At 38.2% G+C, this 12,199-nt stretch carries 7 protein-coding genes and 1 pseudogene; 3 read left to right on the top strand and 5 right to left on the bottom strand.

The features are described from left to right. The first annotated feature begins 355 nt into the window (after window positions 1-355). On the top strand, window positions 356-1,990 hold the full coding sequence (locus AFK68_RS28000; RefSeq protein ID WP_094676948.1) for a cation:proton antiporter: 1,635 nt from the start codon (window positions 356-358) through the stop codon (window positions 1,988-1,990). Window positions 1,991-2,435: 445 nt separating this feature from the next. After that, window positions 2,436-2,636, top strand: a complete 201-nt coding sequence (locus tag AFK68_RS27995) for a hypothetical protein (RefSeq protein ID WP_094676945.1) — start codon at window positions 2,436-2,438, stop codon at window positions 2,634-2,636. 258 nt (window positions 2,637-2,894) lie between these two features. Here the strand turns inward: AFK68_RS27995 and AFK68_RS27990 are convergent, their stop codons facing one another. Further along, window positions 2,895-4,415: a BamA/TamA family outer membrane protein gene (locus AFK68_RS27990; protein ID WP_094676943.1), complete on the bottom strand. Its 1,521-nt coding sequence runs from the start codon at window positions 4,413-4,415 to the stop codon at window positions 2,895-2,897. Between the two features lie 582 nt (window positions 4,416-4,997). Between AFK68_RS27990 and AFK68_RS27985 the strand changes: the two are divergent. Beyond that, window positions 4,998-5,093 (top strand): annotated as a pseudogene (locus AFK68_RS27985) (element excision factor XisI family protein); the annotation flags it as partial. Window positions 5,094-5,251: 158 nt separating this feature from the next. Here AFK68_RS27985 and AFK68_RS27980 read toward each other — a convergent pair. The 4 genes from AFK68_RS27980 to AFK68_RS27965 form a co-directional block, all read right to left on the bottom strand. After that, window positions 5,252-7,105: a vanadium-dependent haloperoxidase gene (locus AFK68_RS27980; RefSeq protein ID WP_094676941.1), complete on the bottom strand. Its 1,854-nt coding sequence runs from the start codon at window positions 7,103-7,105 to the stop codon at window positions 5,252-5,254. Window positions 7,106-7,975: 870 nt separating this feature from the next. Further along, complete coding sequence (locus AFK68_RS27975; protein WP_168186689.1) at window positions 7,976-9,976, bottom strand: hypothetical protein; 2,001 nt, start codon at window positions 9,974-9,976, stop codon at window positions 7,976-7,978. A gap of 55 nt (window positions 9,977-10,031) precedes the next feature. Next, window positions 10,032-10,235: a hypothetical protein gene (locus AFK68_RS27970; RefSeq protein ID WP_094676939.1), complete on the bottom strand. Its 204-nt coding sequence runs from the start codon at window positions 10,233-10,235 to the stop codon at window positions 10,032-10,034. A 526-nt stretch (window positions 10,236-10,761) separates the two neighbouring features. Beyond that, on the bottom strand, window positions 10,762-12,199 hold a 1,438-nt coding region (locus tag AFK68_RS27965), incomplete at its 5' end, for a carbohydrate porin (RefSeq protein WP_094676937.1).

Genomic DNA, 12,199 nt, shown 5'->3' with positions numbered 1-12,199 from the left:
CGCACAACTCCGTTTTGCTAGCGCAAAGCTCCGCTAACGGCGCTTGAGCCGACATGAAAAACGCGGAGCGACATATAAAGCGGAACTTTGCGTTAGCACATGGCCAGCAAGCCCCTACGACTCCTGACTCCTCCCTTTTTATTTATAACTATTCAACCGGACATGATATAATTATGCAACAGAGCCGATTTTCTGTCCTCCTTCCTCCTTATTACTGAATAAAAGGTTTAAAGCCTCTCACTCGCCGTGGAGAAACAATGAATTTATTTTCCTTTTATTCAATCCAATCTGTTTTAGGGAGAGGTAATTATCAATTATCAATTATTGAATTCTTGCTTCCTCCTTCTTCCTTCCTATGTTAGAAAGTATTATTTGGATATTATTAATAGGCTTTTTTGTCGGCGAAATTGCCTTTAGGTTAAAAGCACCACCCCTAGTCGGAATGGTATTAGTGGGAATATTATTAGGTCCCCAAATTAGCAATACCATTGACTCTAGCATTTTGCAAGCTGCTGACTCTTTGCGCACGATCGCCGTAATGATAATTTTGATGAAAGCAGGGTTGGGTTTAGACAGAGAAAAGTTAGCACAACAAGGTAGTGTTGCACTACGGTTAGGTTTTCTCCCAGCAACTTGTGAAGCTATTGTTATCGCCTTGGTAGCAATGTGGTTACTGAATTTTGATTTTGCCACCGGGTTATTATTAGGTTGTATCATCGGTGCTGAGTCTCCCGCAGTTATTGTTCCCGGAATGTTGCGCCTCAAAAGTTTGGGTTGGGGGGTGACAAAAGGTATTCCTGATGCTATTTTGACTGGTAGTGCTTTATCGGATGTTTTGCTGTTATTAGTATTTAGTTTACTGTTGGCATTTTTATCCCAGGGAACAACTACTGTAACTTTTCCTGGTGGCATCACTCTAAGTGCATTACAACTATTACCATTTCAAGTAATTTTACAAATCATTCTCGGAGTTATCGCCGGATGGTTGACAGCGCGAATATTAGTATTGCTCTTAGTTAAACAAAATTGGACTCAAAATGCTACTCAGGATACTTTGGTTGCAGCAAGTTTTGCTCTCTTGTTAGTTGTCTTAGCAGAGAAATTTCCGATATTTTCTGGTTATTTGGCAGTCATGGCAACAGGATTTTTTGTCATCGAATTTGATGCACCCCTGGCACGACGTTTACGAAATGGTTTTGATACTTTGTGGCTGGTGGCGCAAATAATTTTGTTTGTGTTGCTCGGTGCCAGTATCCCCTTGCAAGTATTGGAAAATGTTTTATGGGTGGGGTTGTTAATTTTAGCGGTTGGTACTTTAGTTGGGCGGATGTTTGGTTGGTATCTCTCAACTTTAGGCAGTAACTGGAATTTCCGAGAACGTCTATTTTTGCTGCCCGGAAATTCCGCTAAAGCAACCGTGCAAGCTGCCATTGGCGCTATTCCTCTAGCAGCAGGTATTGAGGGAGGCGAAACAATTTTAGCGATCGCTGCCCTATCCATATTAGTCACAGCACCTTTGGGAGCTTGGGCGATACCTACCTTTGCGCCGAAACTGTTAGAAAAAGGAGAAGTCGATCCGACAAAAGTAGCGTTGGCGGAGCCTAGCGGCAGCTACATCGCTCGTCGTATTGTTTTGTTAGCTGCAGTTGATACTTCACCTCTTGCTGCGGAGGTATTATTAAAAGTTGCGGAGTTAGCGAGACGTTGTGATGGGGAAGTTGTGGTATTGCACGTTATGCAGTCTGAGGATGGGGAAAGTATTGAGCAGCTACAACAGCAAACAGAAAAACTTTTGGCTGATATTCGGTATCGGTTTATTACTGTTGCGGGTGTGGTATCGGAGGAAATAATTTCAGTTGCACAAGAGTATGGAGCGGCAGAAATAGTTATGGGAAAAAGAGGGCATCGTTTATGGGAGAATGTGTTAGTTGGTTCCGTTTCTCAAGCAGTTTTGGAAAAGAGTTTAATTCCTGTGGTGGTAGTTCATTAATTGATAATGGATAATGAATAATGGATAATTATTTTTGAGCATAATTATTCATGAGGTAATTATATCAAATCCGGTAGTATCGAGAGAATTCAATACCGTAGGATTTTGGTATCCAAACCCTCTACACACTAGGATTTTTCGCTCTTTTCTGATGGTATAATGATATCAAATCCGTTGCCCAAAGGATTTGATATTATTAATTATTAATTGTTAATTATTAATTATTAATTATTAATTATTGAAGAACCGATTGCGGAGGAAATTGTCCAATGAATAAATTAGAGAGTTATCGTTCCTACATTCAAATTTTGTTAGAAAAGTATGCTGAATCTAAACCTCAAAACAATGAGGCATAAAATCAACTATTTTTTGATCCAATAAGTTCAAAATCCTACAATTTTTGTTAACAATCTCGTTAGTTCTTTTTAGAAGGGTAAATTTAGAAATGAATCAAAAGTTAATTGTGCCGGAAATGGCATTGGTGAGAAGTGAAAGTGTACGGGGAATTATCAATAATTTGGGAATTGCTAAAGCTGGATTTTTCTGTCGGGAAAATATGTCGCAGTCGGTAGATTATTTGGAGTTAAAGGAGAAGATGTTTGGGGAGAAAAGTGCGAGGGAAATTTATGAGGAAGTTAAAAAATAATCGCTCTTGTTAGAATCAGGAGGCGATCGTCCCTCGTCCTTCTCCAAATTTTGAGGAGCAATTTTACCAAAACGATGACGATTTTCCACTTTAAAAACAACAGGACTTACGCAAAATATGAAAATATACACCATCTGTAGGGGCGAATGGCCATTCGCCCCTACTAGATAGCGGTGCGACCCCGCGACGACGCAAGCTCGCTTGCAGAACGCGCACCAAGAGATGGTTGCTCTGCGTAAGTCCTGAATCGTTAATATTTCAAAAGCGATCGCCAAAAGTAAAATGAAAATGGTTCGATCCTTCATTATTAAAGCCAAACTCCAAGCGCATCCGACCAATAAGCGATTTTGCACTCAAACCTAACCCATAACCCAAAGCGTCCCCAAATTTGTCTCGTACACCTGCGGGGTTGCCACTAACACCATCAGCAGTTGCTAGATCGTTCCCATAATCCACAAATAAAGTTCCACCCAACTCAACATCCTGCTTTAACAGCCTCAATTCAGTAATTGGGAAGCGATACTCAGCAGTTGCTTTAACAAAACTACGACTCGCTGATACTTCTCCTTTCTCAAAGCCTCGAATTGTCTGAGTTCCTCCTAAGTTAAAAGCTTGATAAGAAGGAACATCACCAATAAAGGCTCCCCCTTGAAGATTTAGGATCAATGTGCGCGGTCCTTCAGAAAATCCAAAGAGATTGAGGGGAATGAATTGGCTAAAGCTAGCAGAGAGACGATTATACCCAATCTGTGCATCTCCGATGGGAATCGATTGACTAGAACCAAACCGCAATCGAGAACCTCGATTAGGATCATTTGGGTTATCAGTATCATCAAACAAAAGAGCAGCATCAATAGTCAACAGCGTATCTTGTCCATCATCACTAAAAGTGAAAGAGTTGCCCAGTTCATCTTTAGTTTCAATGTTGTTAGTAAAAGCTGCATCACGAACAGAAACTATTTGATAGTTGACGCCCAAAGCTCCATCAAGTTTCTTTGATAGCGGTTGTACATATTGAAGACCGCCACCGAAGCGAATAACCCAAGGAACATCTCCATTAGGTAAATCAACATCTTCCTCTCCATTCTCATAGACAGGAATGCGACCACTGGAACTATAGATATTAGCGGCAAATGCTCCTGGCAAAAATGGTGCTAAATTTCCGTATCTCAAATCAAGACCATATCGCTTGGGATCTAAAATTCCTTCCAACAGAATACTATTGTTATTTCCCAAGTTCTGGCGCAAACGACCTGCTATGGAAATACTCGCTAATCCAGTTTCTTGTTGAGGAACATCTAGAGATTGACGAGTTGGTCCATTTAAGGCATCAGGATAACTAATTATTGTACCCAAACCAAAGCTTCTAGAGCTGTTGGAGTCTGTTAATTTAATATTAAGTTGTCCGCCAGCAGATTTGCTAAAGGGATCGACTACTTCTTTGTTTTCAAATTCGGGTTCAGAATTATTTTGAGCAGTTATCTTTTGTTCTTGAGAATTAGGGAGTAAATCTACTGCATTGGTAGAAGGTGGGTCTAAAATCAGACTTTTGGCAAAGCTATATTTGCTAATTTTCCATGCCGACTTCTGCCAAAAATCGACTAAAGTTTCTGGATAACTTTCCTCAAGTTGAATCAGATAACTTGAAAAGAACCAAAAATTTTCCGAACTTGATTGTGCTAAAACAGCAGGCGTCCACAATTGATTGACCAGAATAGTTTCTAAACCCAAAGTTAAGGCAGAGATTATAGTTAGCGAACTAGAAAATATTTTCGGCATTTATTGACATACTCCCGACGTTACCCTTACGGGAAAAGGGGGGATTCTTCAGTCTGGGAAACCCTGACCGCTGTTTAAACAGAGGTGATGTCCTCCCCCTGTGTTGAGCTTTAAAATAACAAAATCCTTCTAGCTTGTCAAGGGCTTATGAACTTTTAGCTTATGAAGGTATGCAAATCCTGGCCCTGGCTTTCCCATACGACGCTGCTCCACCGGAGAGCTTTGACTTCCCCGAAGGGAAGTTAAAATATCCTCAGGGGGTGACAAGCTGGCTGAAAGCTATATTCTAGGATAGAATTTACTAAATAAACTGAAGAATATGGAAAAATTTGGCTTCAGCATAATGCTACTGATATTGATGTAGGTCATTTCAGTTATCAGTTATCAGTTATCAGTACCTCTGGGTTTAGCCAGAGGTTAGAAATACTGAAGTTTATTTCTCTTGGTCGATTAGATATGGCGAGGAGACCCGCTCTTGCAGAGCCGCTGCCTCTTGCAGAGGAGCTTCGCTAACGCTAACGCCATCTCTCGACCGCTTTTTCATCCCCTTAAAAGGGGAGGCTTGAGACCTTATTTTTTGGTCAAGAATTAATGGAAATGGGTGTTGCTAAAGAAGACATTGTACTGGGGCTACATCCACCTTACAAGCGCCTTTACACTGGCTATGGTATTGCTTAGATTAAGAGGAAGTTAAAAAATAATCCATCTTTTTAGAAGAAGGAGGCGATCGCTTTTGATAAAAATGGCGATCGCCTCCTTCTGTTTCTCCTACAATCAAATCAGACTAGAAAATAGACTGTTTTGAGAGTAACCTTGTCACCTCTGTACCCAATAATTCATCGCCGACCAATTCTCACAATGTCACCATCAAAGGTTGGTACAGAGAAGACAAAGGGGTCTGTAGGATAAGTCAATGCCTGTTCTTCAAGAATACCAATGGCAATTTCCTCGCCCATGCGAACACTATCATAATAGTCGGTGAAATAGTGAACTCCTCCCATGTTTCGACCAATGGAAATGTTGGCCGCTAGTTTATTCAGCTCACCCTCAAGAGTTAGAGCCTCAGAAATATTATCAATTGGGCTTTCTACCAAGGCACTACCATCATCATTTGCTCGGAAAGCAACCAACTTATCACCTTCCTCCATACGTTTGAACCTATATTCATTACTACTATCCTTTACAAGCACTGCACTGGTGTCAAAAAATGCCTTGAGAATAGTCACACAGGCACCAGCAACGGTAGCGTGTCCAGCACCATAAGCAGGGTGCATGGGAGATCCTTCAGGAAATGCCATTGGTAGCAGATAACTACCTTCAGCTATTGCGGAAATATTTCCGAGAGTACTTGTTGCCAAATCACCATTTCCATTGCTTTCTAGCTTATCTAGGAACCCCTGAAAATATTGACTTAAGGCTTTTGGAATCAAATTTTCCTCTATCTCACCGCTATTTTTACGACGCACCAGCTCAACTCGTGCTGCTAGAGCCTCTGGTCGCAAGCGAATATGATTGTTAAACTTCTGGAAACGAACAGCCTTCAATGCTCGTGTTGCCACCTCAGTCACCAAGGTCAAAATATGGGGACCGCCATAAAGAGCAAAACCATTAGCGTGACGGCGAGTTTTTGGATCTGTTGCTGCTACACCACCTCCAGAGAGATGATCAAAACCAGGATCGAAAGGAGTTCCCATTCCCAACAGAATCAGACAAGCATTGAGGTAAGCTTCATAAAGAGCATCGTAGTGGACATAGGTTGCCAGATCGCGGGGTGTGGAAATAAAGCGACGTCCAGGAACATAGCTTTCTCGTGCTTGTGCAATACCCCGCTGAACTTCAACATACTTCGCAAAATCGGTCATATAGTCTGTTCCTGGCGTGGCTATGGGAACTTTTTGGTTGATTTCCAGAACACCATAGGCGATTTTTCCAGTAGTGACACCATCCTCTCCGTTGACGGCTTTGTTACCAATCAGCAAAAATTGAGACAGGTAAGGTCCCACTTCTACCCCTGGAGAAGACCCACGAAATACTGTCTGTACGTCGAGTTTTCCTTTCTGCCTGGGTCTATTTCTTTTCTGGTTAACTTTTCGGGGTCGTCCATTCTGATTTTGGAGGTAACCAAGTTTATTGAGTCGAGCAATTGATGCTTTCAAATTCTCATTTTTTGCACCTTTCTCAAAATCGTTAAAGGGACAATCGCGAAGAATTGCTAGTTCATATACCTCTGCCATCTCAAAAATTAGTTCCAGGTTCGTGTTTCCAGAAGAATCTAACAATGGTGGTGCGGGAGGCATGGTGACTGCTTGAGCATCAGGTCCTTCTAATTCAAACACAACCCCTGCAGTTGGAGCTTCCCACTGTCTAAAACCATCAAGGAAATTCGGATTTTCCTCTTCTACAATGTTGCCATTAACAACCTTATATTTTGCACCATGACGAACTCTATCAGTAAAAGGATCGATGAAGCCATCATCAATCGCTCGGCGAAATGCTACAAAGTCTTTTGGATCTTGTAATAATCCTGTTGTGGGGTTATGGATTAAACCTTTGGTAAAGGACATGAAATACCGAGCGCCTGCGTAGCGCTCTTCGTCCCCATTAGCTTGATGGGTTGGATGTTGGCGACTTCTGGCTAATTCAGCCGCATCAACACGAATGGAATAAGATTTTTGACGACGTTCGTTCATAAAATTCTCCTAAGTGGCATATTTGTCTATGTATATAGACGATCGAAAGGAAGGATTTCTAACTTTTTTCAGTTAGAACTTCTTGATTTCTGGATCTTTTGAGTAAAGTTTTGATCGCTCGTTCTCCTTATATTCATCCCACAATCAAATTTTACCGGAAAATATAGAGGAGAATTGCTCCCCACTCACCTGATAAAGTAGGTAAGTTACATACAATATCTCTACTCTCAATGTCTTCTTACTTCAGAGTTGGATATAGATATGCAATTATGAAGTAAATAAATTATTTATTTTATAGCGCTACGCGCTAGGGAATAGGGAATAGGAAATAGTAAACTGTCAAATGGTTTTTCCTACGGAAATGCTCCGCAAACAGGATTTAGAAATGTCCTAACCTTAATAAGTAGCGCTATAGCTGCTCAATAACTTGAAAACCTGCCCTATAATCAAGTTTGACCATAAAACAGGCTATTTCGATATAGGGCGTTGGCCGAGCCTAGCAGCAGCTATATCGCTTCCCACTAATCTTAGTCAGGACTTACGCATCAGGAAGGAGTTTTAGACATTTGAGATTACTATCCTGACGGAATGCTCCGCATTCATGTCGGCCCTTAGCCGAAACATGTCGCGGAGCGTTTTTCATGTCGGCGACAGTCGTTAGCGTTTGCGGAGCATTCCGATAGGAAAGCTTTGCGCCAGCAAAACGGAGTTGTGCGCCAGCTAAACGTAATGACAGAATTACCTTATTTTGCGTAAGTCCTGTTAGTATTAAACATAAAATAGGGACGCTGCATACAACGTCCCTACTCGAAATTTCTTCTTAATTCATTAAGTGCATATCTATCTGCAATTCAGAAGTAAATAAATTATTTATGTTGGCTCATCAAGAACTTGAAAATCTGCTAGTTCAAACCCATTACCATCCTTTAATTCATTCGCTTGTACATCGTCCATAATTACAGCTAGAAGTGCAGGGTAAATATATTGATAATTATAAGCATTTGGTCCATCCTTTGCTCCACCAAAATTCTTCATAAAACCGTTTCCATAATAGGTTGTGTTGGTGACAGATTGATTATGGTTAGCTATTAAATCTTTCTCTTTATTAGATGTAGAAAAATAAATATTTTTCTCTGTTGAAGCAATGTCAAAGAATGAACCTTTTTCTTGAGAGCGAGGAGATTTTACCCATTCACTAGGTTTAACAATTTTATCATTGTTTCCGTGTAAAATGCCTGTGGGAATTTTTAGCTCAGTTCCTGTATTTTTAATTTTCAAAGGTTCTGTTACAAAAGGAAACCGAAAAATACCTAAAATTACAGTAGCGATTTTAGGAATACCCATAATAGTATTGGGAGCTGGATCGCCAGTAATTATCTGTTTAGGATGAAATTTTTCTAGTTTTTTATCTGGATTTTCTTTTAAAGAATAAGGCCAGCTAAGAGCTAAAAGACCACCTAAAGAATGACCGAATACATAAAAATCTATCTCTTGTTCAGATAAGTCTAACTTTTTAACTTCTTTACTGTGTTCACACAATTTTTCCCAGCCTATTGCTGTAGAATTAATAGCAAAACCAAGCCATTCTTTTGGAGAACTAATTAAACTATCTATAACAGTAGTAATCATGCTCACCACATTCTTAGCATACTCGCGGTTAAACAAAGAGATAATGTTCACCACAACAATAAATAATGATGTACTTAAAACAACTCTCAGTCCTTTCCATATACCCTGCTTTACGAAATTTTTTAACTCTTGTTTATTAACTTCACGTCGTAAAATTAATTTCATAAATAAGGCTCCACTACTAAATAACCAATATTTCAAAGTAGAGCGAGTTGTTTTTTGTGTTTCTAATGTTTCGTTGTCTTTAGGAAAGTCTGGATAATCACTCTTTTGATAATCAGGAAAAAAGACATATAAGCCTTTTTCGGCTAATTCTTCTAAATGTTTTTCATAAAATTGTGGCAAACAGAGAGAGAAACCATGTAAGTATGTAATAAGTTTTAGTTTACCATCTTTTCGGTAGGGTTCTTGAGGAGCATAAATTCTTACAAAGTCACCGTTTTTATGACTTCCTACTTGATAAATTGTATAAATTATTTGACCTTCCTTCCTTATATCTTTCCAGAATACTTGATAACCAGAATATTCTCCACATTCCCATCCTTCAGGAGGCTCAGGAGCAGGGATTGATTCATCTATATCATCTTCAAGATGGTACTGTGTTAATAATAAACTCAGAGCCAAAATAAATTCAGAAACACTACCAGGAAGAGTGCCTACTTGTGCTGAAGGTAAAGCATTACCTAATAAACCAATTAAAGCTCCAATAAATAACCAAAACCAATTTCCTGTTCTTACCCAAATTCCTATACCAACTAATAAAACAAAAACAGTAACGATAATAGTTATAATTAGTATATTTCCGTTGACTGGAACATAACGCAAAACACCAGCAAAAGTTTCCGGTTTTAATTCTAGTCCGACAAAGTTTTTAATCACATCATATCCAGCTAGCCCAAAAGCTAGTAGCCAAGATGAAACTCTGACAAATTGATTAGCCCATTTAGCCTCAGAAGCAGAAGCTAACTCAATAGCAACAACAATGAATAAAGGAACAGTTATATAATGGAGTAAATATCGTATTTGAGAAAGGTTTTCTAAGAGTTCTCCTTCACCAATAAATTTACTACTAAAGAGAATTGAATTGTCGTAAATCAAACCAACTAATACAATTGGTAAGACAATCATTGCCCAATTCTTTGATAAGCGAAAGAAAGGGTAAGCAAAAAGCAAAATAATTAATTCAACTATTGCTACAGTTAGATGTCCTAACGGATAAATTGTTTCCAAACTAGAATCCATTTTTTACCTCATTTATTATGATATTTTTGACAAATGAAAAAGTTATAAAAAAGGTTCATATCTTTGATTCAGATAATTGAGTTTCATCACTTGTGTTTTTTTGAACTTGAAGAATTCCTTTCTGATAAACTAACCAAGTAAAAATAGCAAGTCCAGCTACAGTCCCAGCTAAATCCTGGAGAATATGAAATAAGGCATTATAAGCAAAATCAGGATTATTGGGGTCTGTATAGTTTTCCAAAATACTAACAATTGACATACAATTACCAGAGTTGTTCGTTGACTATAAATGGTTTCTAAGACAAAATCTAGGTTTATAGAGTTTGCATTTCCTTCTTTATCTATAGCTTGGCTACCGTAAGTCTAAATAATACTTCCATACTTCAATAATATCTTTTCTTTTGCAGTAGTAAATAAATAAGTAATAATTTTTATAACTTACCTCTTAACAATTGACTAAATATCCTGACCACTAATACCAATTTCATAAAATATTGCTACAGTCACGGCACAGGCAACAGGCAACAGGCAACAGGCAACAGGTAACAAGCAACAGGCAAAAGGTAACAAGCAACAGGCAAAGAAAAAAAATAATAAAAAAGAGGAAAAAAGGTTTAATTTTGAGAATTTATGGAATTTATCAAGTTTTTTATTCTAGGAATAAATCACAACTTAAGATGTAACTGCCTTTTTTGAATTTGGTATTAGTTGGTTCCGTTTCTCAAGCAGTTGTGGAAAAGAGTTTAATTCCTGTAGTGGTTGTTGAAAAAATAAAAATATAATAATTAAAAATTTAATCGAGAACGAATTCCAAAAACAGCAATAACGTCTTCTTCTAGATTGAGTGCAGGATCAAAAATGACTTGAATATCAGGAGTAATTGCCCAATTTTGAGTCATCTGTATTCGATAAAAAACTTCAGTAGTTACTTGATCATCTAATCCCTCAGTAACAGGTTTTCCCAAACTTAACCCCAACCCTAAAAGATTACCATTTCGATTAAAATAACGACCGAAACCAATACTAATATTCCGTTCGTTTACAGCAGCTTCTCCATCAGAATAACCCATGCGCAAAAAAGGCATCCACTTATCATCAATAAACCAACTTGCTGAAAATGCAATTCCCCAACTGTCAGGAACTTGTGCTTTTTCCCGTTCATCAACGTGCCAAGCAGTTATGTGAATATTATCAAAATATCGACGTTCAAAAGAGGATGTCCAACCTAACTCAATGTGTTTAAAATATTCAGCATCATCAAAAAATGTGTCAAATCCTGCTTTAGTGGGATCGCCGTTAGCATCACTAAATCCGGTAATTAAATAGAAATTATCAGAAAGCATTGCTCCAACTGCCATTCCTAATCCTTGATTTGGAACAGCAATACTTGGATCTGTTAAAAAAGCTAAATTTTGAAAATGAGTAAGTGGATTTGTTAATCCATAAATATCAACATAATCAGTGGGATCTACTGTACCAATCACAAAAGAAATCTTACCATTATTAAATTTTTGTTGCCAATATAAATTAGTAACTCCCCAGCCAAAATCACTAAATTGAGTTCCTGTTAATCCCAGATAACCAGTTTGAAATCCTAAATTTTGAGGAGCAATTTTACCAAAACGATGACGATTTTCTACTTTAAAAACTAAAGAACCTGGTGCATTAGTGTTACGTCCTAATAATTTCCAATTACCAAAAAAGCGAAATATTCCCCCTGATGCTTCATCAAATCCTGGACTGTCGCTTAATTTTTGATATAAAAAGTTATAATCAATTCCAAATGTTAAGCCAATATCTTCAGCGAGATTTTCTTTAAATTCAAACCAAGGTTGAAAAACTGCATCAATTCCAGGCAAAAGAGACTTTTTTTGTTGTTGTTGGGTATCTTCTTTTAATTCATTATTAACACTGCTAGGTCCCCCTAATCCTGAAGCGTTTTGATAATTAGATAAAGATTCAAAATTCTTCTGTTGATTTTCAGGAGATTGACTGTTTTCTTGGGCAATTATAAAAATAAGTTTTCCGCGATTATCTTCTAAATCAATATGTAATTTATTCTCTTGGATTGAGAAGCTTTCAGCTAATTGAATTTGTCGTAAAAATTCTTCAGAATAAGATTCTGGAGGACAAATAGCCATCGTTGTTAAATTAACAATTATTGATAAGGAATTGTTTGCTTGTGTATAGGTTCCTTTGGCTCGATTGCAGTCTGCTTTTATA

This window comes from Hydrocoleum sp. CS-953 (genome assembly GCF_002260545.1).
Lineage (GTDB): Bacteria > Cyanobacteriota > Cyanobacteriia > Cyanobacteriales > Microcoleaceae > Trichodesmium.
Note: the sequence above shows the minus strand (reverse complement) of the source record. Positions and strands in the feature narration are given on the sequence as shown.

Excerpts from the sequence above, each read along its gene's own strand:
- AFK68_RS27980 (WP_094676941.1), bottom strand. The coding sequence starts at position 7,105 with ATGAACGAACGTCGTCAAAAATCTTATTCCATTCGTGTTGATGCGGCT.
- AFK68_RS28000 (WP_094676948.1), top strand. The coding sequence starts at position 356 with ATGTTAGAAAGTATTATTTGGATATTATTAATAGGCTTTTTTGTCGGC.
- AFK68_RS27995 (WP_094676945.1), top strand. The coding sequence starts at position 2,436 with ATGAATCAAAAGTTAATTGTGCCGGAAATGGCATTGGTGAGAAGTGAA.
- AFK68_RS27990 (WP_094676943.1), bottom strand. The coding sequence starts at position 4,415 with ATGCCGAAAATATTTTCTAGTTCGCTAACTATAATCTCTGCCTTAACT.
- AFK68_RS27975 (WP_168186689.1), bottom strand. The coding sequence starts at position 9,976 with ATGGATTCTAGTTTGGAAACAATTTATCCGTTAGGACATCTAACTGTA.
- AFK68_RS27970 (WP_094676939.1), bottom strand. The coding sequence starts at position 10,235 with ATGTCAATTGTTAGTATTTTGGAAAACTATACAGACCCCAATAATCCT.